We start from the raw sequence: 26,086 nt of genomic DNA, 5'->3' as shown, positions 1-26,086 counted from the left end.
GTTGTTCACCTCAATAAGATTTAGGAAGTTTTAAAATATGTTCTCCTACGTATGATAAAATTAAATTCGTTGAAATAGGAGCTACTTGATATAATCGCGTCTCTTTAAATTTACGCTCAATATCATATTCTGCTGCAAAGCCAAAGCCGCCGTATGTTTGAATCGCTACATTAGCTGCCTCCCAGGATGCATCTGCCGCAAGTAACTTCGCCATATTGGCCTCTGCCCCGCAAACTTGCTGCTGATCATAAAGTTCTGCTGCTTTTATGCGCATCAAATCTGCAGCTTCAATATGGATGTGCGCTTGTGCAATCGGGAATTGGATCCCTTGGTTTTGTCCAATCGGTCGATCAAAAACGACACGTTCTTTTGCGTAATTCGTAGCCCGTTCAATAAACCAACGACCATCACCAATACATTCTGCAGCAATTAAAATTCGCTCAGCATTCATCCCGTCCAAAATATACCTGAACCCTTTTCCTTCTTCGCCAATTAAGTTCTCTACCGGCACTTTTAGATTATCAATAAATAATTCCGTTGTTGCATGGTTCATCATCGTTTTGATGGGACGGATTTCCAAGCCATTGCCAACTGCTTCATTTAAATCCACAATCAGCACGGACAATCCATCACTCTTTTTAACACATTGATCTTTTGGGGTTGTACGCACCAACAAAATCATTAAATCTGAATGTTCTGCACGTGAAATGAATACCTTTTGACCGTTCACAATATAATGGTCGCCATCACGTTTCGCAAACGTTTTTAAATTTGTTGTATCCGTACCTGTATTTGGTTCTGTCACGCCAAATGCTTGTAAACGGAGCGTACCATCCGCAATCTTTGGTAAATATTTCTCCTTTTGTGCCGGCGAACCATGCCGCAAAATTGTACCCATCGTATACATTTGGGCATGGCAAGCACCCGCATTCCCGCCTGAGCGGTTAATTTCTTCTAAAATCACTGACGCTTCCAATATTCCTAAACCTGAACCACCATATTGTTCAGGTATTAGAGCCCCTAAAAAACCTGCCTGTGTAATAGCTTCCACAAATTCTGTCGGATAACCGTCAATTTCATCTAACTTCCGCCAATACGTACCATCAAAACGTTTACAAACTGCTCTAACAGCTTCCCGAAGTTCCTCTAGAAATACGAGATTCTCTGTTTGCATCATATAGTATCCTCCTACCTTCCGATAAAATTAGGTTTCCTTTTCTCATTAAAGGCTAAGATACCTTCTATTCGATCCTCTGAAGCAATGACCTCATTGTATGTTTCAATTTCGATTCGAAATGCTTCAGATGCTTCTAATGAACTGATCTCTGCTATTTTCTTTACTCCTTGAATTCCTAATGGGGCGTTAGATGCAATCGTTTCGGCCAATTGCAGTGCAGTTTGCAGCACATCTGAGGATTCAACCACTGCATTAAATAAACCTGCCTGCTGAGCTTCCTCTACTGGAACAATTCGGCCTGTAAATAGCCATTCCTTTGCAATATGAAGCGGTACACGTTTTGGTAATAATCGCGCACCCCCTCCGCCAGGCATTATTCCTCGAGTAACCTCAGTCAATCCTACTTTAGTGTTTCTGCCGGCGATTATTAAATCCGTATTTAAGACGAGCTCAAATCCCCCCGCAAGTGCATAGCCGTTTATTGCAGCTATTGTAGGTTGCTTACAATTGGCTACAGCCTGAAACATTTGCTCAAATAAATGATGCTGTTCTGTCCATTGTGAATCGCTCATCCCCTTACGTTCTTTTAAATCTGCGCCTGAACAAAAGGCATCTACAGTAGAAGAAGTTAAAATAACGACACGTACTAGCTGCTCATTCAGAGACTGAAATACATTGAGCAGCTCCTTAGCCATCTCCGTATTAAAGGCATGGCGCATTTCAGGTCGGTTTAACGTGACAATCGCAATTTTCTCTTCATATTCATATGAAACTTTAATGTATTCCATTCGTTCACTCATCCTCCTGTGAGATTACTTGATTCATTTAAGGCTTTATAATTTTTGTTGGAACTGAGGTGTTATTAAAAAAGAGAGTATTAGGCAAGATAATATTGGAATTATTGAAGTGAAAATAACTGTGTATATATAGAGGGTTTTATGAAAATTAATTTTGATGTAACTGCTGAAAATAATGTTATGAGTCAGTAAACTCTATTATTCTTTGAACATTGCATTGAGTATACTATTTTCTCGAATATAACAAAATATTCTACCTTTGTAAAACTAATTACTAAATAATATATTTGTTTGCAAATGAAAAAAGTGTGCTGAATTTATTAGATTCAACACACTTTCAAATTAAAATTTAATTATTTCGCCGTAATCATTTCTAGGCCACCCATATATGGACGTAAAACGTCGGGAACGACTACAGAACCATCTTCTTGTTGGTAATTTTCCAGAATTGCTGCTACTGTACGGCCAATTGCTAGACCTGAACCGTTTAACGTGTGAACGAATTCCGGTTTTGCGCCTGCTTCACGACGGAAACGAATATTGGCACGACGTGCTTGGAAATCTTCAAAGTTTGAACATGAAGAAATTTCGCGGTACATGTTTTGTGCCGGAATCCATACTTCTAAATCGTACTTCTTCGCAGCTGTGAAACCTAAATCTGCTGTACACATTTTTAATTTGCGGTATGGCAAACCTAAAAGTTGTAATACCTTTTCAGCATGACCAGTTAAAATTTCCAATTGCTCATAAGATTCTTCCGGTTTCACAAAGCGTACTAACTCAACTTTATTGAATTGATGCTGACGGATCAATCCACGTGTATCACGACCCGCAGATCCTGCTTCTGAACGGAAGTTAGCGCTGTATGCTGAAAATGCTTGTGGCAGCATGTCTGCTGATAAAATTTCATCACGGTAGTAGTTTGTTACCGGCACTTCAGCAGTTGGAATCAGGTAATAATCCATCTCATCTTCTTCACGAACTAATTTAAATACATCTTCTTCAAACTTCGGTAATTGACCTGTGCCCGTTAATGAATCGCGGTTAACAATTTGCGGTGGCAACATTTCCGTATAGCCATGTTGATCTGAATGAAGATCCATCATAAAGTTCAGTAAAGCGCGCTCTAAACGTGCACCCAACCCTTTATAAAATAAGAAACGACTTCCTGTAACTTTTGCTCCGCGCTCAAAATCCACGATATCTAGCTCTTTCGCAATATCCCAGTGTGCCTTTGTTTCAAAGTCAAATGTTGGTACAGTGCCCCAAGTGTATTCCTCTACATTGTCATCCTCTTCTGTTCCAACTGGTACTGACTCATGCGGGATATTCGGCAAACGCATCATCATATCTTTAAACTCTTCTTCAATGCCATTTAACTCAGCATCTAAAGCTTTAATCTCATCGCCTACTTCACGCATACGGGCAATTACTTCTGTTGCATCTTCCTTGTTGCGCTTCATAACAGAAATTTGCTCAGATACTTTATTGCGCTCAGCCTTTAATACTTCTGTTTTGGCAATTAGCTCACGACGCTTTGTATCTAGGTTTTCAAAGTTGTCCAGATTCCCTAAATCTTCGTTACGTGTAAGAAGCATACGTTTTACTTCTTCAAAATTGTCTCGGACACGCTTAATGTCTAACATAATTTTTCCTCCTAAAGTTTATGAATGATGATCCCGAGCACTTTAACGCATTAATGTATTAGTAAAGTGAATACAAAAAAGCCCTCAATCCCTATGAAAGGGACGAGAGCTACCCGCGTTGCCACCCTAATTGAATAGATCTAAAATCTATTCCTCTTAACAATTAACGACTCTGGTAAGCCGGCTTCTACCTACTTGTTAGTTTTCGGAAAAAGCATCTCAAGGACGGATTCACAAGTGCTTTTATCAGCTTTCACCACCCGCTGACTCTCTAAAAAAAACTTGCTTGCTACTACTTCCTATCATCGAATTCATTTATAAATTTAACCATACTGTACTATAAACAGTACATCAATGCAAGTTTTCCCTAAAACATTCAGAAATAATTGCCGATGTGCTATACTTTTCTGACATTATTGAAATTAATATATTTTTATTTTTCTTAAAGGTCACAAAAGGAGGTACTTTAATATGCTTTTCTTTCAACTAAAAAAAGAACATTCTATTCCACTCTACGAACAGCTATATATCGGTATAAAAGATGCGATTACAAATAACCAACTGGTTGTAGGAACTCGCCTACCTTCTAAACGGGAACTGGCGGAATTTTTCAATATTAGCCAAACAACTGTTGAACTGGCCTATGCTCAGCTGTTAGCGGAAGGATATATTATGTCAAAACCTCGCATTGGCTATTTTGTAGAAGAAATTGATTCATTGCCTTATCGTAAAAATTCCGTAATGGATGTTAACTTTAAGAATGTAGCTCAGCAAACGGAGTATAAAATTGACTTTTCCTCTGCAAAAATTGACGAGGATGCATTCCCGTTTACAACATGGCGAAAATATGCCAAAGATGTTCTAGATAAGCCATTCAAACATTTACTGCAAACTGGCGAACGTCAAGGTGAGCTGGCATTACGAATCGAAATTTCAAACTATCTTCATCAGTCCCGGGGGATAGCGTGCCAGCCGGAACAAATCGTGATTGGCTCCGGAACCGAACAGCTCCTGCCCATGATTTTAAAAATATTAGACGATGATTTCCTACTAGCCTTTGAAAATCCAGGCTATTCACCAATACCAAGGCATCAACTAAGTCAGCTCGCTATTCCAATTTCCGTTGATTCAGACGGAATTGTTGTGGAACAATTGCAGAAAACGAATGCAAATGTTGTTTATGTTACTCCATCTCACCAATTCCCGACTGGGGCAGTACTGTCTGCCAACCGGCGTACTCAGCTATTGAATTGGGCAGCTAAAGCACCTAATCGTTTTATAATTGAGGATGATTACGATAGTGAGTTTCGTTATATTGGAAAGCCAATTCCGGCATTACGGGGTATGGATCAAAACGATCGCGTTATTTACTTGAGTACTTTTACGAAATCCCTTATGCCATCATTACGCGTTGCCTATTTCGTATTACCCCCATCACTTATTAAACGCTATCAAGAGCATTTTAATTACTATTCTTCTACTGTTCCTCGGTTTGAACAGCATATTTTAGCAAAGTTTATGGAAGACGGGCATTTTGCAAAACACTTAAATCGTATGCGGAAAATTTATCGTAAGAAGCACGATAAATGTATTGAGATTTTTTCAAATTATTATCCACAAATATCTATATCTGGAGATGCAGCAGGTACGAATATATTAATAGCCTTTCTTCATGATCAATCTGAATTGGCGCTTCAACAAATTGCCTTACAGCATCATATTAATATTTTGCCTCTTTCCAACTATTATCTAACAGAGCAATCATACTCTAAACGGACATTTTTACTAGGTTTTGGAAATTTACAAATCCATGAAATAGAACATCAAATTCATGAACTAATGGCCATTTGGAATATCTCCAGAAAATCAGTAAACTAAACCCAACCTTTGAGACGTTCTAAATTAAGAACGTCTTTCTTTATGTTGAAATAATATCAATTCGGTAATGTTCTACCCAATCATGCACTTGAATTAAGTAGGCAATTAATTGTGGACCGGCCATTAACTGACCAAACCATGGAATCTGAAATGACTGACCATTTGTAGCGAGTAGACGCTTTAATTGGTCATGCTCGAATAACTCATATAATACTGAATCCTTCTGTTGCAAAATTTGCTGTAAACGTTGATGCACAAGTTCAGTATATTTTGGATGATATGTTTTTGGGTATGGATTTTTTTTACGCTCCACTACTTCTTTCGGTAAAAGAGAGGAGAAAGCCTCCCGTAAAATCCCCTTTTCTTTGCCACCACTGTTTTTCATTTCCCATGGAATATTCCATACGTATTCTATAATCGTATGATCAGCAAACGGAACACGCACCTCCATACTCGCTCCCATTGTCATTCGATCATTTCTTTCCAACAAGGTTTGCATAAAGAATAAATTATTTAAATAAAATAATTGCTGGCGTTCTTTTTCCTCTTTACTACCTATAAATTGAGGCATATTCTTGATTGCTTCTTCATAAGTATTTTGCATAAACTGAGGCAACTGTAGCCGTTTTTGCCATTCTGGTTTAAATAGCTGTTCCCGCTCATTTGTTGATCTTAACCATGGAAACAGACTTTCTGATTTTTCACCATAAAACCATGGATATCCACCAAATACTTCATCTGCACACTCACCTGATAAAGCTACCGTATGTTCATTTTTCATCTCTTTACAGAACAAATAAAGCGAACTATCAATATCGGCCATACTCGGCATATCTTTCAATATCATGGCATGCTGTAAGCTTTCAACTAAATCTTCCTGAGTAAGGGTAACTTGCTTATGATTGGTTTGAAATGCTTGTTGCATCTTCCCAATCCAAAATTCATCCTGAGATGTTTGAAATGAGTTTTCCTGAAAGTGTTGGTCATTTTCTTCATACGCTACGGAATATGTCGATAATGTTTTATTTTCTTTGGCAAGTTGTTCAGCTGCTACAGCCGTTATAATACTTGAATCTAGCCCTCCCGAAAGCATTGTACTAATAGGTACATCACTTATTAGTTGGCGTTCAATTGCCTTCGTTACAAGCTCCCGTACTTTATCTATTGTTTCTTCCTCTGACTGTTCATGTTGTTTACTTACTATATCCCAATATTTCCAGCTCTTTTTGCCCTCTTTACGAACAGTCATGGCATATGCCGGTTTTATTTCCTTAATTCCTTTAAATATGGCATTACCGATTATTCGAGAAGGTCCTAAACTAAATAACGCCGCCAGCCCTTCTATATCGACTTGCGGCTTTACTGCAGGGTGTGCCAAGATTCCTTTAATTTCAGAGCTAAATAATATGCCATCTTCATATTCATAGTAAAATAATGGCTTAACTCCTAAACGGTCACGACATAAGAATAAAGATTGCTCCTCTGCATTCCATATAGCAAAACCATATATCCCATTCAAATAGTCCACACATCCCTCTTTCCATTCACAATACGCAATTAAAATAACTTCCGTATCGGATGTGGTATGGAATGTATATCCTCGTTTAATGAGCTGTTCACGAATTTCATTGGCATTATAAACTTCTCCATTGTAAACAATCGTAAAATTCCCTCTAGTCATTGGTTGGTCACCTGTGACTAAGTCAATAATTGCGAGCCTTTTATGTCCTAGTAAGGCATGCTTGCTCACAAAATACCCCTCACTATCCGGACCACGATGTAAAAGCGTTCTTGTCATCTTCTTTATAAGTAATTCATTATCTACCAGATTTTTCGAGTAATCAATCCAGCCTGAAATCCCACACATAATTATCCCTCCATAACAACAATGTATGTATGGCATGCTCCATCTACAAATTGTCCCATTCGAAAATTCTGTTTTTGTATAAAAAAAAGCCTTTCTATAAGATTTTTCTTATAAAAAGGCATCACATATTTATTTAATTAATCCATTCGCAAAACCAAATACACCGCTCCATAAATTAGCAAAGAAGCTTCCAATACCCTGGAAGAACAGTGCTATTTTTCCTGCACGTTCTACAGCATCCGTTGTTACCACTTCTGCTACAATTTTAGAGCCGTCAATATAGCCATAATCCATTCCTTGTGAAATATTAACCACAGCTTGACCTACTACTTGGTTCTTCTCAACACCAGCTTCCAGTTCTTCTGTTGTTAACATTAGTGTCGGAATATATAAATCTTTTTCAGACGTTTTTACCATCACTGAAATAGGTTCTTTTACTGCTATATTTACAGCTTCTTCTTTCCCTTTTGTTACAGGAAGTGATTTCTTTCCTTCAAATGTGTAATTTGCTGGAACAAGTTCTACTTTTGAAAATTGACCAAATCCATAATCAAATAGCTTCCTTGTTGCATCAAAACGCGCCTTATAAGAGCCTACACCTTTTGAATCTACAGCCTTCATTACTACTGCAATTAAACGTGTATCCCCACGTTTTGCTGTACCCGTAAACGTATGACCCGCAAAATCAGTAGTACCAGTTTTTAAACCGTCTACTCCTTCATATGCATAGACAAGACCTGGAAGCATGAAATTCCAGTTTGACATGTTAATTGCATCCGAAGTTCCTTCACGGAAGACTTTTTTCGGGATTTTTGCTGTTTCTAGCATATCAGGATGATCCTTCAGCAAATGATACGCTAACTTTGCCACAGAACGGGCTGGCATCACATTTTCATCATTTTCCCCTGTACCTTCTGGGTGCATCCCCAATAAATCAGAGTTATTTAACCCCGTAGAGTTTACAAATTTATAATTTTCCAAACCAAGTTCTTCTGCTTTTTTATTCATAAGCTTTAAAAATTCTTTTTCTGTCCCTGCAATTGTTTCAGCAATTGCAATTGTTGCTGCATTGGCAGAATAAATAGCCATCGCTTCATATAATTCTTTAATTGAATACGTACCATCCGCACGCAAAGGTACATTACTTAATAAACGGTTTTGAGAAACTTTATATGTATACTCTGTTACATTATATTGTTGATCCCAAGTAATCGATCCTTCTTTAATTGCATCTAGTAATAAGTATTCCGTCATCATTTTCGTCATACTTGCGATACCTAGTGCAGTTTCTGCATTTTGCTCATATAAAATCTTACCAGTATCTGCATCAATTAATATCGCTGCATCTACCGTTAATCCTAAATCCGTCTCTGCATTCGTTGGAGCAGGTACGGCCATCGCCAACATACTGAATATTAACACTGGGATTAAGACGAAGCTTAATACCATTTGTTTACTTACTATCTTCACAAAGCTACCTCCAAAATTTTATTCTCTAACGACATTTTATCATACATAAGTAGTCTAATGTGTGCTCTTCTTAATAAAAAAACGCTACTATCTCAATTTGACGATAGTAGCGTTCAAAAGTTGCATAGAACTTATTGTAAAGAATAGTTTGGTGATTCTTTTGTAATTTGTACATCATGTGGGTGTGACTCACGTAAGCCTGCACCTGACATTTTAATGAACTGTGATTTTTCACGTAATTCAGCTAAATCCGGAGCACCACAGTAACCCATTCCAGCACGTACACCACCAACTAACTGGTGAATTGTATCTGCTAGAGGCCCTTTATAAGGTAGACGTCCTTCAATTCCCTCAGGAACTAACTTCTTCGCATCTTCTTGGAAGTAACGGTCTTTTGAACCTTTTTCCATTGCACCAAGTGAACCCATACCGCGATATACTTTAAAGCGACGTCCTTGGAAAATTTCTGTTTCTCCCGGAGATTCAGAAGTCCCCGCCAATAATGAACCTAACATGACAGTATGACCACCTGCAGCTAAAGCTTTTACGATATCTCCTGAATACTTAATACCACCATCAGCAATAATCGTTTTACCAACTTCACGTGCTACTGAAGCAGCATCATAAATAGCTGTAATTTGAGGTACACCAACGCCTGCCACAACACGAGTAGTACAAATAGAACCAGGACCAATTCCCACTTTTACAACATCTGCTCCTGCCTCAAATAAAGCACGTGTACCTTCAGCTGTTGCTACATTACCTGCAATGATGTCTAAATTCGGATATGCGGCACGGATATCTTTAATAGTATTTAATACACCTTGTGAATGACCGTGTGCTGTATCAATTACTACAATATCAACCTGTGCTTCCACTAGCTTAGCAATGCGTACCATTGTATCTTTAGAAACACCTACTGCGGCACCTACAACTAAACGTCCATGGCTGTCTTTAGCTGCATTAGGGAATTCAATCACCTTTTCGATATCTTTAATCGTAATTAAACCTGTAAGTTTTCCATCTTCATCTACAATAGGTAACTTTTCGATTTTATATTGTTGAAGAATTTCTTCGGCCTCTGCTAAAGTTGTCCCAACAGCTGCCGTAATTAAATCCTCTTTTGTCATAACATCATCAATTTTTAATGAATAATCAGAGATAAAACGTAGGTCACGGTTTGTAATAATCCCAACTAACTTTTGATCTTCCATGTTGTTCACAATAGGAACACCTGAAATGCGGTATTTGCCCATTAAATGTTCTGCATCGAATACTTGGTGCTCAGGTGTTAAGAAAAAGGGATTAGTAATAACACCATTTTCAGAGCGTTTTACTTTTTCTACTTCTTCTGCTTGCTTTTCAATACTCATGTTCTTATGAATAATACCAAGTCCACCTTGACGAGCCATTGCAATTGCCATTTTTGCTTCTGTTACAGTATCCATACCGGCAGAAATCATTGGAATGTTTAACTTAATATTATTAGTAAGATTTACAGATAAATTAACATCCTTTGGTAATACTTCTGAGTGTGCTGGCACTAATAATACATCATCAAATGTTAAACCTTCTTTAGCAAATTTTGTTTCCCACATTTTTAAGTATGCCTCCTATTTAGAAAAGAATATTATTGTAAGGTTATCAACGTCGACCACGACTGTCAAGATTACATGAAAAATAAAATAATTCGGAATATTACCTCAGTTGATTATTTTAATAATTTTTACCGTTTTATTATAATTTTATTTTTACTTCTGCTTTATCTTTTCCTTTAATAAACTTTTTATAATATAATTCTTTACTTCAAATATTAGCTATAACGACCTTTATAAGTTTCTATTTTTTTGTAATATACCTTTATTTAGTAAAAAGAATTTTAGACTTCTGAAAAGTGAGCTCTTTATTGAATATTTTTATACAAAAAAACCACTGAAAAATTCAGTGGTTTTAAAAGTGCGAAGCGACGTCCTACTCTCACAGGGGGAAGCCCCCAACTACCATCGGCGCTAAAGAGCTTAACTTCCGTGTTCGGTATGGGAACGGGTGTGACCTCTTTGCCATCATCACTTCACTATAGGGCTTCTTACGAAACCTGTAGAAAGAATCATTCTTTCAAAACTGGATAAACGTTTCATTGAGTTGTGCAATAAAATGTGGTTAAGTCCTCGACCGATTAGTATTCGTCAGCTGCATGCGTCACCGCACTTCCACCTCGAACCTATCTACCTGATCGTCTTTCAGGGGTCTTACTTACTTGCGTAATGGGAAATCTCATCTTGAGGGGGGCTTCATGCTTAGATGCTTTCAGCACTTATCCCGTCCACACATAGCTACCCAGCGATGCCTTTGGCAAGACAACTGGTACACCAGCGGTGTGTCCATCCCGGTCCTCTCGTACTAAGGACAGCTCCTCTCAAATTTCCTACGCCCACGACGGATAGGGACCGAACTGTCTCACGACGTTCTGAACCCAGCTCGCGTACCGCTTTAATGGGCGAACAGCCCAACCCTTGGGACCGACTACAGCCCCAGGATGCGATGAGCCGACATCGAGGTGCCAAACCTCCCCGTCGATGTGGACTCTTGGGGGAGATAAGCCTGTTATCCCCGGGGTAGCTTTTATCCGTTGAGCGATGGCCCTTCCATGCGGAACCACCGGATCACTAAGCCCGTCTTTCGACCCTGCTCGACTTGTAGGTCTCGCAGTCAAGCTCCCTTATGCCTTTACACTCTTCGAATGATTTCCAACCATTCTGAGGGAACCTTTGGGCGCCTCCGTTACTCTTTAGGAGGCGACCGCCCCAGTCAAACTGTCCGCCTGACACTGTCTCCTACCCCGCTAAGGGGCATGGGTTAGAAGTTCAATACAACCAGGGTAGTATCCCACCGACGCCTCCTCCGAAGCTGGCGCTCCGGGATCTCTGGCTCCTACCTATCCTGTACAAGTTGTACCAAAATTCAATATCAGGCTACAGTAAAGCTCCACGGGGTCTTTCCGTCCTGTCGCGGGTAACCTGCATCTTCACAGGTACTATAATTTCACCGAGTCTCTCGTTGAGACAGTGCCCAGATCGTTACGCCTTTCGTGCGGGTCGGAACTTACCCGACAAGGAATTTCGCTACCTTAGGACCGTTATAGTTACGGCCGCCGTTTACTGGGGCTTCAATTCACAGCTTCGCTTGCGCTAACCGCTCCTCTTAACCTTCCAGCACCGGGCAGGCGTCAGCCCCTATACGTCACCTTACGGTTTTGCAGAGACCTGTGTTTTTGCTAAACAGTCGCCTGGGCCTATTCACTGCGGCTTCTCTAGGCTATGCACCCAAAGAAGCACCCCTTCTCCCGAAGTTACGGGGTCATTTTGCCGAGTTCCTTAACGAGAGTTCTCTCGCACACCTTAGGATTCTCTCCTCGACTACCTGTGTCGGTTTGCGGTACGGGCACCTCTCACCTCGATAGAGGCTTTTCTTGGCAGTGTGAAATCAGGAACTTCGCTCATAAGAGCTCGTCATCACAGCTCAACGTTAAAGTATGCGGATTTGCCTACATACACGCCTTACTGCTTGAACACGCGCAACCAACGGCGTGCTTACCCTATCCTACTGCGTCCCCCCATTTCTCAAACGGTGAGGAGGTGGTACAGGAATATCAACCTGTTGTCCATCGCCTACGCCTATCGGCCTCGGCTTAGGTCCCGACTAACCCTGAGCGGACGAGCCTTCCTCAGGAAACCTTAGTCATACGGTGCATGGGATTCTCACCCATGTTTCGCTACTCATACCGGCATTCTCACTTCTAATCGCTCCACCAGTCCTTCCGGTCTGACTTCAACGCTATTAGAACGCTCTCCTACCACGCATACTCAAAGTATGCATCCACAGCTTCGGTGAATCGTTTAGCCCCGATACATTTTCGGCGCAGCGTCACTCGACCAGTGAGCTATTACGCACTCTTTAAATGATGGCTGCTTCTAAGCCAACATCCTGGTTGTCTAAGCAACGCCACATCCTTTTCCACTTAACGATTACTTGGGGACCTTAGCTGGTGGTCTGGGCTGTTTCCCTCTTGACTACGGATCTTATCACTCGCAGTCTGACTCCCGTGTATAAATATCCGGCATTCGGAGTTTGTCTGAATTCGGTAAAGCGAGATGCCCCCCTAGTCCAAACAGTGCTCTACCTCCGGTATTCTCAATCACGAGGCTAGCCCTAAAGCTATTTCGGAGAGAACCAGCTATCTCCAGGTTCGATTGGAATTTCTCCGCTACCCACACCTCATCCCCGCACTTTTCAACGTGCGTGGGTTCGGGCCTCCAGTGAGTGTTACCTCACCTTCACCCTGGACATGGGTAGATCACCTGGTTTCGGGTCTACGACCACGTACTAATTCGCCCTATTCAGACTCGCTTTCGCTGCGGCTCCGTCTTCTCAACTTAACCTCGCACGTAATCGTAACTCGCCGGTTCATTCTACAAAAGGCACGCTATCACCCATTAACGGGCTCTAACTACTTGTAGGCACACGGTTTCAGGATCTATTTCACTCCCCTTCCGGGGTGCTTTTCACCTTTCCCTCACGGTACTGGTTCACTATCGGTCACTAGGTAGTATTTAGCCTTGGGAGATGGTCCTCCCGGATTCCGACGGAATTTCACGTGTTCCGCCGTACTCAGGATACACTCTGGAGGGAATGAACTTTTGACTACAGGGCTTTTACCTTGTTTCGCGGACCTTTCCAAGTCGCTTCGTCTAACTCATTCTTTTGTAACTCCGTATAGAGTGTCCTACAACCCCAAAGAGCAAGCTCTTTGGTTTGGGCTCTTCCCGTTTCGCTCGCCGCTACTCAGGGAATCGAATTTTCTTTCTGTTCCTGCAGGTACTTAGATGTTTCAGTTCCCTGCGTCTGTCCTCATCACGCTATGTATTCACGTGTAGATACTATCCGATTAAAGATAGTGGGTTCCCCCATTCGGAAATCCCCGGATCAAAGCTTACTTACAGCTCCCCGAGGCATATCGGTGTTAGTGCCGTCCTTCATCGACTCCTAGTGCCAAGGCATCCACCGTGCGCCCTTATTAACTTAACCAAAAGTTAACACTTGGATAAAATCCAAGATTTAAGTTTACACGTCAATTGCTTGACTTGTTACATTTCTATAAAATAGAAATTTGTTTTATTGCTTTCAATGTCGTTTTATCCAGTTTTCAAAGAACGAAGTTTTGAAGTATCTCATTCAATTAAGAATGAACCTTCAAAACTGAACAGCAAACGTTAATGTTTCAATCTCCATGAGAATGATTCCGAAATAATCCTTAGAAAGGAGGTGATCCAGCCGCACCTTCCGATACGGCTACCTTGTTACGACTTCACCCCAATCATCTATCCCACCTTCGGCGGCTGGCTCCATAAAGGTTACCTCACCGACTTCGGGTGTTACAAACTCTCGTGGTGTGACGGGCGGTGTGTACAAGGCCCGGGAACGTATTCACCGCGGCATGCTGATCCGCGATTACTAGCGATTCCGGCTTCATGTAGGCGAGTTGCAGCCTACAATCCGAACTGAGAACGATTTTATCGGATTAGCTCCCCCTCGCGGGTTGGCAACCGTTTGTATCGTCCATTGTAGCACGTGTGTAGCCCAGGTCATAAGGGGCATGATGATTTGACGTCATCCCCACCTTCCTCCGGTTTATCACCGGCAGTCTCCTTAGAGTGCCCAACTGAATGATGGCAACTAAGAATAAGGGTTGCGCTCGTTGCGGGACTTAACCCAACATCTCACGACACGAGCTGACGACAACCATGCACCACCTGTCACCGTTGCCCCCGAAGGGGAAACTATGTCTCCATAGTGGTCACCGGGATGTCAAGACCTGGTAAGGTTCTTCGCGTTGCTTCGAATTAAACCACATGCTCCACCGCTTGTGCGGGCCCCCGTCAATTCCTTTGAGTTTCAGTCTTGCGACCGTACTCCCCAGGCGGAGTGCTTAATGCGTTAGCTGCAGCACTGAGGGGCGGAAACCCCCCAACACTTAGCACTCATCGTTTACGGCGTGGACTACCAGGGTATCTAATCCTGTTTGCTCCCCACGCTTTCGCGCCTCAGTGTCAGTTACAGACCAGACAGTCGCCTTCGCCACTGGTGTTCCTCCAAATCTCTACGCATTTCACCGCTACACTTGGAATTCCACTATCCTCTTCTGCACTCAAGTTCCCCAGTTTCCAATGACCCTCCCCGGTTGAGCCGGGGGCTTTCACATCAGACTTAAGGAACCACCTGCGCGCGCTTTACGCCCAATAATTCCGGACAACGCTTGCCACCTACGTATTACCGCGGCTGCTGGCACGTAGTTAGCCGTGGCTTTCTAACAAGGTACCGTCAAGGTAGCGCCAGTTACTACGCTACTTGTTCTTCCCTTGCAACAGAGTTTTACGAACCGAAATCCTTCTTCACTCACGCGGCGTTGCTCCATCAGACTTTCGTCCATTGTGGAAGATTCCCTACTGCTGCCTCCCGTAGGAGTCTGGGCCGTGTCTCAGTCCCAGTGTGGCCGATCACCCTCTCAGGTCGGCTACGCATCGTTGCCTTGGTGAGCCGTTACCTCACCAACTAGCTAATGCGCCGCGGGTCCATCTTATAGTGACAGCCGAAACCGTCTTTCAACTTTCAAACATGTGTTTAAAAGTGTTATTCGGTATTAGCCCCGGTTTCCCGGAGTTATCCCAATCTATAAGGTAGGTTACCCACGTGTTACTCACCCGTCCGCCGCTAAATCAGAGAGAAGCAAGCTTCTCTCATCATCCGCTCGACTTGCATGTATTAGGCACGCCGCCAGCGTTCGTCCTGAGCCAGGATCAAACTCTCCATAAAAGTAGTTTGAAAGCTCATTTGCTTTGCTAGCGATTCAACTTAATTAAAAGTTGAAATCTATTGTTTGCTTCATTTAAGAAGCTTGTTTCATTAACGTTGCTTGTTCAGTTTTCAAGGTTCATTGTGTTGTTCGAGTGACAACTTTTATATCATAACATTTCTCTATGTTGCTTGTCAACAACTTTTTGAAAGTTTTTTGAAAAAGTAATAACTCGCTTAACAGCTTTTATAATTCTATACTTTCTTTCCTCTTAAGTCAACACTTTAATAAATTTTTATAATTTATATTGTTTCCTCTTAAGGACTCTTAATATAATATCATTGTAAAATCCTAGCGTCAATAGTTTATTTTAAAAAAAGTTGTATTTGTTTTTAATATCTTATTTCATATAAAAAGAGCCGTATCCATTCTATGGATAACAGCTCTCTTCAAAAATAATCTTAATCTAATAATCCTTTGTAATGACACGTGAAATATAGAAGCTTCTATTAGTAGCAAGATCCAGCAACTCTCCCGTACGAGTTAATTTTACTAGCGGGCGTGTAGGAGAATATTTATTGATAAACATTACTTCTCCTAACTCTAAATTAGATAATTCAATTTTTGTTCCAATTGGTAAATCAACGACGATATCAATTAATGCCTGCACAACTTTAATATCAAACTTTCCAAACTCTTCTTCTTTAATCATTTCAATTACCTTAAAAGGAGATTGTTTTGAACGATATACCCGCTCGCTAGTCATCGCATGGAAAACATCTGCCACTGCAATAATTTGTGCAAACGTGGAAATGGAGCCATTACGAATTCCATTCGGATAGCCGCTACCATCTAGTCGCTCGTGATGCTGGAAGATGGCTTCTTTCATTACCTCTTTCATAGCAGGATTATTCTTTACTAACATAAAACTATAAAAAGAGTGTTTTCGTACTTCTTCAAATTCAGAAGATGTTAACGCATTTTTCTTGTCTCGTATACGCGCTGGAATGCGTGACATTCCACTATCCGCTAACATCCCAGCAATGGCTAGTTGAATAGTATCGCCACGTTCAAAGCCCATTTTTTTTGCTATAACCGTTGCAATCAATCCCGTAGCAATACAATGATGGTATAAGTAGTCCTTTGGTATTGAGTAGTTATTTATGTTGTATATGTACGAACGGTCTTCTAATACTTTTTCTATTAGTGGAATCATAAAGCCCCGAACTTTTGTAAGATCAATTTTCCCACCAGCCGCCCAATTTAAGAATTCTTTTTTCAATTGGACAATGCCATCATTATAATAATTTTCAAAACTTATATACTTCGGCAGTGGCACAGTTAAAGGATTCTTTTCAGAATTTGTCTCAATTGACTTGATTTCTTCTATATCGTTATAAATTAAAACTGTTTTTAAATTAAAGAGCTCAATTACACGCAGATGCTCAGATTTCACTTTTGTATCTTTATAAATGATTGGATATTGTGTATTGGCAAATATATCTTCTGCAATTACCTTACCTAATCGTAATTCTTCGGCTCTCATAACTATTGCTTCCAACTTCACAACCCCTTCAGTTCATTAGTATAGGTATTTAGGTTTAATTGAAATCTTAGATTAGCTAATCTAGAATTATAATTATCCCTTACAAATCTTTACTATTACACAGTTTATTATAACGATTGGAGAAAAAATTACAAATAAAAAAAGTAATCTAGATAGTAAAAACCTACTAGATTACTTTTCGATTTACTCTTCTGTTCCAGAAGTTGATTCGCCTTCTAAATCTGATTCTAATTCTAATTCGTCTTCATCAGTATCATCGTCTTTTTTCACACGTGCTACTGTTGCAACAATTTCTTCATCTGCAAGACGAATTAAACGAACACCTTGCGTGCTTCGTCCAATAACAGAAATATCTTTAACATCCATGCGGATCAACATACCGTTAATTGTAATTAACATAATGTCTTCTGAACCATCAACTGCTTTTACCGCACACATCTTACCGTTCTTATCAGTAATTTGCATCGTCTTCAGACCTAAACCACCACGGCTTTGTAAACGGTACTCTGATTCAGGCGTACGTTTTCCGTAACCTTTTTCAGTAACAACTAATATTTCCTGACCCGGTTCAATGATTTCCATACCAACTACATAATCGCCATCACGAAGTTTAATACCTCTAACCCCTGCAGCAGTACGACCCATTGAACGAATATCGTCTTCTTTAAAACGAACTAACATACCTTCACGAGTACCGATAATAATTTCTTTCGTACCATCTGTTAAATGGACTGAAATTAAATCATCATCTTCACGCAATGTAATAGCAATTAAACCGTTCGTACGAATATTTGCAAATTGGTCTACTGGTGTACGTTTCGTTACACCTGTTTTTGTTGTAAAGATAAAGTATGCATCTTCTTTAAATTCCGTAACGCGAATCATTGCAGTAACATGTTCACCTTTATCGATATTCAGTAAGTTAACAATTGGTAAACCTTTTGCCTGTCTACCGAATTCAGGAATTTCGTATCCTTTTGCACGGAAAACTTTACCTTTTGAAGTAAAGAATAAAATCGTATCATGCGTAGATGTAAATAGTAAATGCTCAACGAAATCATCCTCATTCGTACCCATACCTTGTACACCACGGCCCCCGCGCTTTTGTGAGCGATATGTATTCGCTGCTAAACGTTTAATATAACCGTTATGTGTCAATGTCAGTACTGAGTTTTCTCTTGGGATTAAATCTTCGTCTTCTATCATTTCTAAACCGCCGGCAGTTATTTCTGTACGGCGTGTATCATTGTAACGTTCTTTAATTTCCGTCATTTCTGTACGGATAATTTCAATTACCTTCGCTTCATCTGCTAAAATCGCCTTTAATTCATCAATTAGTTTTAGAAGTTCTTGGTATTCCGCTTCAATTTTTTCACGTTCCAATCCGCTTAAACGTACTAGGCGCATATCTAAAATTGCTTGTGCCTGACGTTCAGATAGATTGAAGCGCTCCATTAATTGAGGTCTTGCTTCTTCCCCACTGCGAGAAGCACGGATAATCGCAATAATTTCATCAATATGATCCAGCGCGATACGTAAGCCTTCTAAAATATGTGCACGTTCTTCTGCTTTTCGAAGTTCGAAAGCAGTACGACGTTTAATAACTACTTTTTGATGTTCTAAGTAATGATAGAGCACTTCTTTTAGACCTAATACTTTTGGCTGTCCATCCACTAATGCAAGCATATTTACACCGAAGCTTGATTGCATCGCTGTTTGTTTAAATAAGTTGTTGAGTACAACGTTTGCATTGGCATCACGGCGAACCTCAATAACAATACGCATACCATTACGATCTGATTCATCCCGTAAATTTGTAATACCATCAATTTTTTTATCACGTACTAGTTCAGCAATTTTTTCAATAAGTTTTGCTTTATTCACTTGGTAAGGTAATTCGTGAACTAAAATTGTCTCTTTACCATTTGCAGCTTGTTCAATCTCAACTTTTGCACGAATCGTTAAAGAGCCTCGGCCTGTTTCGTAGGCACGGCGAATTCCTGAACGGCCTAAAAGAATACCGCCTGTCGGGAAATCTGGCCCTGGAATAATTTCCATCAGCTCTTCAGTTGTAATGCTAGGGTTATCCGCTATTGCCAATACCCCATCGATTGTTTCTCCTAATTGATGTGGTGGGATATTTGTCGCCATACCTACAGCGATTCCCGAAGCACCGTTTACTAAAAGGTTTGGATAACGTGCTGGTAATACTAACGGCTCGTTTTCACTACCATCATAGTTCGGACCATAATTAATTGTATCTTTATTGATATCGCGAAGCATTTCCATCGCGATTTTTGACATACGAGATTCTGTGTAACGCATAGCTGCAGCGCCATCACCATCTACCGAACCAAAGTTACCGTGACCATCAACAAGCATGTAACGATAGCTGAAATCCTGTGCCATACGTACCATTGCATCATAGATGGAAGAGTCACCATGCGGATGGAACTTACCCATTACATCCCCAACGATACGAGCACTCTTCTTATATGGTTTATCTGAAGTATTACCTAATTCCTGCATGCCGTACAAAATACGACGGTGTACTGGCTTAAGCCCATCGCGTACATCCGGTAAGGCACGTGAAACGATAACGCTCATCGCATAGCTTAGGAAAGATGATTTAATCTCTGTTGTAATATTTTTTGATTCTATATGTCCATGTTGAATGTCAGACAAAATAAGGACCTCCTTCCAATTGAACTAATTAAATATCCAGGTCTTGTACATAGACTGCATTTTCTTCGATAAAGTCACGACGTGGGCCAACTTCATCACCCATTAATGCATCGAAAATTCTATCGGCTTCAATCGCATCATCCAATTCTACGCGAATTAATGTACGGTGCTCTGGATCCATCGTTGTATCCCATAATTGCGTTGCATTCATTTCTCCTAAACCTTTGTAACGTTGTACATTTGGCTTAGGCAATTTTGGTAGACGCTGTAAAATATCTTCTAATTCTTGATCTGAATAGCAGTATTCTACATGTTTCCCTTGTTTCACTTGGTAAAGTGGAGGTTTTGCTGCATAAACATATCCAGCTTCAATTAATGGACGCATGAAACGGAAGAAGAAGGTTAATAATAATACGCGAATATGCGCACCATCGACATCGGCATCCGTCATAATTACGATTTTGTGATAACGTGCTTTTTCTAAATTGAACTCTTCGCCAATACCTGTACCAAATGCAGTAATCATTGCACGAATCTCAGCATTGGATAAAATACGGTCTAAGCGGGCTTTTTCAACGTTTAGAATTTTACCGCGCAATGGCAAAATTGCTTGGAAGTGACGATCACGACCTGATTTTGCAGAACCACCCGCAGAGTCACCCTCAACGATATAAATTTCCGATTCAGCAGGATTTGTAGAAGAACAATCTGATAACTTACCAGGTAAACTTGAAACTTCCAATGCTGATTTACGACGTGTAAATTCACGTGCTTTTTTTGCAGCGACACGTGCTCGGGCAGCCATTGTTCCTTTTTCAACAACCTGACGCGCTACTGAAGGATTCTCCAACAGGAAACGTTCAAAGCCTTCTGAGAATAATGAGTTTGTAATTTGGCTCACTTCAGAGTTCCCTAATTTAGTTTTTGTTTGTCCTTCAAACTGAGGATCCGGGTGTTTAATCGATACGATAGCTGTTAAACCTTCTCGTACGTCTTCACCTGTAAGGTTAGCATCTGCTTCTTTAATTAAATTTGATTTTCTTGCATAATCATTGATGACACGCGTTAAAGCCGTTTTAAAGCCTGATTCATGCGTACCACCTTCATACGTATTAATGTTATTGGCAAATGACATAATTGTTGAGCTAAAGCCAGCATTATATTGCATAGCAATTTCTACAGTAATGCCTTCTTTTTCGCCAAATACATCAATTGGTACATGGATTGGTTCTTTGTTTACGTTAATATGCTCAACATATTCGCGAATACCACCTTCAAAGTGGAATGTTTCCGAACGTTCCTGCCCAATTCGTTCGTCGGCAATCGCTATACTAATTCCGCGATTTAAATAGGCCAATTCACGAATACGAGTTGCTAAAATATCGTACTCATATATTGTTGTTTCTTTAAAGATTTCACTATCTGCCTTGAAGCGTGTAGTAGTACCTGTATAATCCGTCTCACCAATAACAGTTAGTTTTTGTACAGTATGGCCGCGCTCAAAAATAATTTCATGAATTTTACCATCGCGATGTACTTGAACAATCGTTTGACTTGATAATGCGTTTACTACAGAAGCACCTACACCATGAAGACCGCCGGATACTTTGTATCCTCCACCGCCGAATTTACCGCCAGCGTGCAAGACTGTCATAATAACTTCAACAGCAGGCATGCCCATTTTTTCCTGAGTATCAACAGGGATACCACGACCATTATCTTCTACACGAATCCAATTGTCTTGTTCAATCGTTACTGTAATATTTGAACAATAACCCGCTAAAGCTTCATCAATACTATTGTCTACAATTTCCCACACTAAATGGTGCAATCCTTTTGAACTTGTTGAACCAATATACATACCAGGACGTTTTCGTACAGCTTCTAATCCTTCTAATACCTGTATTTGATCCGCATCATAAGATTGCTGGACTTTATTATCTTCTAAAGTCACTATTGGTCACCTACTCTTTCATAACTTTCAGTATGCTTCGCTAATATTAACTTTCATGCATTTATTGTTATTCAATTGCTCCTTTTTTCACATGGAACAATTTAGCGTGCTGTATTGTTTCATGGTGAATACCTTCAACACTTGTCGTTGTAACAAATGTTTGAACTTCACCCTGAATTGTATTTAATAAATGTGATTGACGATAATCATCTAATTCAGATAAAACATCATCCAACAATAAAATTGGTGTTTCTTTTGTTTCTTGTTTTATGAGCTCTATTTCAGCAAGCTTTAATGATAACGCTGTTGTACGTTGTTGACCTTGTGAACCATATACTTGTACATCATAGTCATTCACGAAAAACTGCAAATCATCACGGTGTGGACCGATTAATGTTACGCCTCGCTCAATTTCACGCTGTCTAACCTCTGTTAGTTTTTCCGTTAAATGCGTTATCATTTGCTCAGCTGACCAATTTGCTTCCATTCCTGACACAGGACGGTATTTAATTACAAGCTTTTCTAGACCGCGTGAAATGCCAAAGTGAATTGGTTCAGCCCACTCCTGCAAGAGTTCCATAAATTGAAATCTTTTACGAATTATTTGTATAGCTGCCTGAACATATTGTTCTGTATAAATATCAAACATTACATCAGATGCAAATGCTTGTTTTCCTTGGTTTTTTTTCAGTAAATGATTACGTTGTTTTAATATCTTTTGAAATGTCAGTAAATCATGTAAATAGACTGGCGATATTTGCCCGATTTCCATATCGATAAATCTTCGGCGAATTTGTGGGCTACCTTTCACGATATTCAAATCTTCAGGAGCAAACATGACAACATTCATCTGTCCAATGTAATTACTTAATTTAGTTTGTTCAAGATGATTGATTTTGCCTTTTTTGCCCTTTTTTGAAATCGTTAATTCGATAGGAATACCACCGTAACGCTTATTTACCACACCTTCTATTTTACCATAATCCGCGTCCCAAAGTATTAATTCTTTATCGTTCGCAGTACGATGAGATTTGGCCATCGCTAGTACATAGATTGATTCCATAACATTTGTTTTTCCTTGAGCATTCTCCCCAATAAAAACGTTAATTTTATTTGAAAAATCTAGTGTTAACGATTCATAGTTACGATAATTCGTTAGCTGTAAGCGCTCGATGTTCATGAATTATTCTTCTCCGTTTGCAATAAACGCATCCACAATTTTAAATCGGCCAACACCTGGGATATTAATTACATCTCCATGACGTAATTTTTTTCCTCGGCGACCTTCTGCTTCTCCATTCACAAACACTTCATGTTCACTTAAAAACCATTTTGCCATACCACCAGAGCTAATTGTATCTGTCATTTTCAGCGCTTGACCAAGCGTTATAAATTCTGTATCAATTACTAAATCATTCAACGTAATTCATCCTCCACTTAAATAAAGTCTTATCATTCTATCATACCTAAAATTTGTCCATAAGTAAAAAAGGAATGGTCTCAATAATAAGTTAAAGACCATTCCTTTTAAAAATTATATTTTTTTAGTAAGTACGTACCGGTAAAATCAGTTGTAAAATCGCATCATCTGCTACAGATCGCAGAATGAATGGACGCATTGCCCCTGTAAATTCAATGACAACATCTTGACCATCAATTGCTTTTAACGCTTCCATCATGTATTTTGCACTGAAAGAAATTTTTAAAGTTTCCCCTTCTAGGCTTTCCACTTGGATTTGCTCTTCCACTTTACCAATCTCAGGTGAATTTGATGATATTTCCACTGTTTGGTTTTCAAGAGTTTCAAATCGAACAACATTATTACGGTCTTCACGAGCAAGCAACGATGCACGGTCAATTGCTTGAAGAAGTGATTTTCCGTTAATAGTAATCATTGTTTTAAATTCTTCTGGAATTAAACGGGATGTGTCTGGGTAATTCCCTTCCAAAAGACGTGAAAAGAAAAGAACGTCATCTGTTTTAAATAATACATGTTGACTCGTTAATACAATTTGTACTGGGTTATTCGTATCTTCTAAAATTTTATTTAATTCATTTAAACTTTTTCCTGGAATAACAACTGAAGTCACATCAGTTGGTAAATTTTCAAGATTTACTTTACGACGTGCTAAACGGTGACTATCCGTTGCAACGCATATTAATTCATCGCCATCAACTTTCCAGTTTACACCTGTCAACACGGGACGACTTTCAGAAGTAGCTACAGCAAACACCGTTTCACGAATAATCGACTTTAATAGATCCGTAGGTATTGTAAATTGGCGATCAGCTGCAAGCTCAGGTAGTTGTGGATATTCTGTTGCATCAGATCCGATTAGATGAAATTCTGATTTACCAGAACGAATAATTGTTGCAGTACCGTTTGTAATTTCGATTTCTACTTCGTTTGTAGGTAATTTACGAACAATTTCGTTGAACATACGTGCTTGTAATACGATAGAACCTGTTTGAGTAATATTTATGATTTGCTCGCCATTTTCTTCTACTGGGATAAATGTTTGGATTGTAATATCTGCATCACTACCAGTTAAAGTCATACCCTCATTTGTAACATCAATCTTAATTCCCGTTAAAATAGGAATCGTCGTTTTAGAGCTAACTGCTTTCATTACATCATTTAATCCAGCTAAAAGATGATCACGTAAAATATTAAATTTCATTAGTTTACCTCTCTTATATAATTAATTATTTATTTAAAGATATTAATAGATATAGTAATAGGTCCTGTGGATTTGTGGATAACCGAACTTTTTCTTACGGCATGTAAGCTATCCACATGTGCACAAGTTGTGAATATCCTTGTGTGAAAAACAGTGAGTTATACACAACTTTACTTACCTAGCATGCTCCGAATTTGTTTAATATCCTGTTGGAGTTGTTGATCCGTTTTAATTAATGAAGATATTTTTTCATGTGCATGGATGACAGTCGTATGGTCTCGGCCACCAAATTCCTCACCAATTTTAGGTAATGAAAAATCCGTTAGTTCTCTGGATAAATACATTGCAACCTGTCTTGGGAAAGCAATCGACTTTGTACGGCGCTTTGCCGTAAAATCCTCTAATCGAATATTGAAGTGCTCGCCTGTTGCTGTTTGAATATCTAAAATTGAAATCATGCGCGGCTTTGAGTTTGGCATAATGTCTTTTAAAGCTTCTGCAGCCAGTTCCGGTGAGACATCCGTATTGACCAAAGAAGAATAAGCAACTACACGGATTAATGCGCCTTCCAATTCGCGGATATTTGTATCGACTTGGTTGGCAATATACAGCATAACCTCATTTGGAATATCTAGACCGTCAGCTTTGGCTTTTTTTCGTAAAATGGCAATACGTGTTTCTAAATCAGGTGGTGCTATGTCTGTGATTAAACCCCATTCAAATCGAGAGCGCAAACGATCTTCTAATGTAGGGATTTCCTTAGGTGGTCGGTCACTTGAAATGACAATTTGTTTTGATTCTTCATGTAAAGTATTGAATGTATGGAAAAACTCTTCTTGCGTTGATTCTTTCCCAGCTAAAAACTGAATATCGTCAATTAGCAACACATCAACATTCCGGTATTTATTACGAAAATCAATTGTTTTGTTATCACGAATCGAGTTGATAAACTCATTTGTGAATTTCTCAGATGATAGATAAACGACATTTGCAGTAGGATTATGTTCTTTTACATAATGGCCAATGGCATGCATTAAATGGGTTTTTCCTAGTCCTACCCCCCCGTATATAAAGAAAGGGTTATACGCTTTTGCTGGTGCTTCTGCTACAGCTAAGCTCGCTGCATGAGCAAAGCGGTTACCAGAGCCGATAACGAACGTATCAAATGTGTATTTTGGATTGAGCATACCAGGTGTAATATCATGATGTTCACTTGATTTTGCTTGGGTAATTGGTGGTGGTAGTTCAAAGTCGTCTGCAACTTGATCTTTCTGAACGACAAATTTTATGACCAGATCTTCGCCAGTTAACTCATTTAATATTCCTGTAATCATATGAATATAGTATTGTTCAAGCCAATCACGGGCAAAAGAGTTAGGTGCTGATATCGTTACTTTTGTGCCACTATGAGCTAAAAGTTTTGTCGATTTCAGCCAAGTATCAAAGCTCGGTTTTGAAATTTTTTGTTCAGCTTGGGCAAGGACGGCATTCCATAAATTTTCTAAATGTTCCAA

General features: G+C 39.7%; 14 protein-coding genes, 3 rRNA genes and 1 other annotated feature. Of the genes, 1 reads left to right on the top strand and 16 read right to left on the bottom strand.

Going from position 1 to position 26,086, the window contains the following annotated elements:
• Nucleotides 1-10: 10 nt before the first annotated feature.
• From NYE67_RS00085 to serS, 3 genes are all read right to left on the bottom strand, one after another.
• The gene (locus NYE67_RS00085; RefSeq protein WP_340728860.1) at nucleotides 11-1,177 is read right to left on the bottom strand and encodes an acyl-CoA dehydrogenase family protein; all 1,167 of its coding nucleotides are present in this window, start codon (nucleotides 1,175-1,177) and stop codon (nucleotides 11-13) included.
• An 11-nt stretch (nucleotides 1,178-1,188) separates the two neighbouring features.
• Complete coding sequence (locus tag NYE67_RS00080) at nucleotides 1,189-1,965, bottom strand: enoyl-CoA hydratase/isomerase family protein (RefSeq protein ID WP_340726573.1); 777 nt, start codon at nucleotides 1,963-1,965, stop codon at nucleotides 1,189-1,191.
• A gap of 362 nt (nucleotides 1,966-2,327) precedes the next feature.
• Complete coding sequence (serS, locus tag NYE67_RS00075; RefSeq protein ID WP_340728859.1) at nucleotides 2,328-3,620, bottom strand: serine--tRNA ligase; 1,293 nt, start codon at nucleotides 3,618-3,620, stop codon at nucleotides 2,328-2,330.
• 95 nt (nucleotides 3,621-3,715) lie between these two features.
• Nucleotides 3,716-3,935, bottom strand: a binding site (T-box leader).
• Nucleotides 3,936-4,091: 156 nt separating this feature from the next.
• Between serS and pdxR the strand changes: the two genes are divergently transcribed.
• Nucleotides 4,092-5,498, top strand: a complete 1,407-nt coding sequence (pdxR, locus tag NYE67_RS00070; protein WP_340728858.1) for a MocR-like pyridoxine biosynthesis transcription factor PdxR — start codon at nucleotides 4,092-4,094, stop codon at nucleotides 5,496-5,498.
• Nucleotides 5,499-5,538: 40 nt separating this feature from the next.
• On the opposite strand, the gene asnB is transcribed toward pdxR, so the two are convergent.
• From asnB to dnaA, 13 genes are all read right to left on the bottom strand, one after another.
• Nucleotides 5,539-7,365, bottom strand: a complete 1,827-nt coding sequence (gene asnB, locus NYE67_RS00065; protein WP_340728856.1) for an asparagine synthase (glutamine-hydrolyzing) — start codon at nucleotides 7,363-7,365, stop codon at nucleotides 5,539-5,541.
• A 129-nt stretch (nucleotides 7,366-7,494) separates the two neighbouring features.
• Nucleotides 7,495-8,835 carry a D-alanyl-D-alanine carboxypeptidase family protein gene (locus NYE67_RS00060; protein WP_340728855.1) on the bottom strand — a complete coding sequence of 447 codons (1,341 nt, stop codon included), beginning with the start codon at nucleotides 8,833-8,835 and terminating at the stop codon, nucleotides 7,495-7,497.
• 131 nt (nucleotides 8,836-8,966) lie between these two features.
• A complete protein-coding gene (gene guaB / locus NYE67_RS00055) occupies nucleotides 8,967-10,433 on the bottom strand; it encodes an IMP dehydrogenase (protein WP_340728854.1) in 1,467 nt (488 codons plus the stop codon).
• A 360-nt stretch (nucleotides 10,434-10,793) separates the two neighbouring features.
• A 5S ribosomal RNA gene (gene rrf, locus NYE67_RS00050) occupies nucleotides 10,794-10,909 on the bottom strand.
• An 82-nt stretch (nucleotides 10,910-10,991) separates the two neighbouring features.
• Nucleotides 10,992-13,920: ribosomal RNA gene (locus NYE67_RS00045) — 23S ribosomal RNA — on the bottom strand.
• Nucleotides 13,921-14,150: 230 nt separating this feature from the next.
• A 16S ribosomal RNA gene (locus NYE67_RS00040) occupies nucleotides 14,151-15,705 on the bottom strand.
• Together the 16S, 23S and 5S rRNA genes form the textbook arrangement of a ribosomal RNA operon.
• Nucleotides 15,706-16,151: 446 nt before the next feature.
• Nucleotides 16,152-17,246, bottom strand: a complete 1,095-nt coding sequence (locus NYE67_RS00035) for an HD-GYP domain-containing protein (RefSeq protein ID WP_340728853.1) — start codon at nucleotides 17,244-17,246, stop codon at nucleotides 16,152-16,154.
• Nucleotides 17,247-17,435: 189 nt separating this feature from the next.
• Nucleotides 17,436-19,937: a DNA gyrase subunit A gene (gene gyrA, locus NYE67_RS00030; protein ID WP_340726566.1), complete on the bottom strand. Its 2,502-nt coding sequence runs from the start codon at nucleotides 19,935-19,937 to the stop codon at nucleotides 17,436-17,438.
• Nucleotides 19,938-19,965: 28 nt separating this feature from the next.
• On the bottom strand, nucleotides 19,966-21,891 hold the full coding sequence (gene gyrB, locus NYE67_RS00025) for a DNA topoisomerase (ATP-hydrolyzing) subunit B (RefSeq protein WP_340728852.1): 1,926 nt from the start codon (nucleotides 21,889-21,891) through the stop codon (nucleotides 19,966-19,968).
• Between the two features lie 67 nt (nucleotides 21,892-21,958).
• On the bottom strand, nucleotides 21,959-23,071 hold the full coding sequence (gene recF / locus NYE67_RS00020; RefSeq protein ID WP_340726564.1) for a DNA replication/repair protein RecF: 1,113 nt from the start codon (nucleotides 23,069-23,071) through the stop codon (nucleotides 21,959-21,961).
• A gap of 3 nt (nucleotides 23,072-23,074) precedes the next feature.
• Nucleotides 23,075-23,311, bottom strand: coding sequence for a S4 domain-containing protein YaaA (yaaA, locus tag NYE67_RS00015; protein WP_191701044.1), 237 nt, complete (start codon nucleotides 23,309-23,311; stop codon nucleotides 23,075-23,077).
• 124 nt (nucleotides 23,312-23,435) lie between these two features.
• A complete protein-coding gene (gene dnaN / locus NYE67_RS00010) occupies nucleotides 23,436-24,572 on the bottom strand; it encodes a DNA polymerase III subunit beta (protein ID WP_191701045.1) in 1,137 nt (378 codons plus the stop codon).
• A gap of 170 nt (nucleotides 24,573-24,742) precedes the next feature.
• Nucleotides 24,743-26,086, bottom strand: coding sequence for a chromosomal replication initiator protein DnaA (dnaA, locus tag NYE67_RS00005; protein ID WP_191701046.1), 1,344 nt, complete (start codon nucleotides 26,084-26,086; stop codon nucleotides 24,743-24,745).

It is taken from the genome of Solibacillus sp. FSL W8-0474 (genome assembly GCF_038004065.1).
Lineage (GTDB): Bacteria > Bacillota > Bacilli > Bacillales_A > Planococcaceae > Solibacillus > Solibacillus faecavium.
Note: the sequence above shows the minus strand (reverse complement) of the source record. Positions and strands in the feature narration are given on the sequence as shown.

Coding starts and splice junctions, on each gene's coding strand:
- NYE67_RS00085 (WP_340728860.1), bottom strand. CDS start 1,177: ATGATGCAAACAGAGAATCTCGTATTTCTAGAGGAACTTCGGGAAGCT.
- NYE67_RS00080 (WP_340726573.1), bottom strand. CDS start 1,965: ATGGAATACATTAAAGTTTCATATGAATATGAAGAGAAAATTGCGATT.
- serS (WP_340728859.1), bottom strand. CDS start 3,620: ATGTTAGACATTAAGCGTGTCCGAGACAATTTTGAAGAAGTAAAACGT.
- recF (WP_340726564.1), bottom strand. CDS start 23,071: ATGAACATCGAGCGCTTACAGCTAACGAATTATCGTAACTATGAATCG.
- pdxR (WP_340728858.1), top strand. CDS start 4,092: ATGCTTTTCTTTCAACTAAAAAAAGAACATTCTATTCCACTCTACGAA.
- asnB (WP_340728856.1), bottom strand. CDS start 7,365: ATGTGTGGGATTTCAGGCTGGATTGATTACTCGAAAAATCTGGTAGAT.
- dnaN (WP_191701045.1), bottom strand. CDS start 24,572: ATGAAATTTAATATTTTACGTGATCATCTTTTAGCTGGATTAAATGAT.
- guaB (WP_340728854.1), bottom strand. CDS start 10,433: ATGTGGGAAACAAAATTTGCTAAAGAAGGTTTAACATTTGATGATGTA.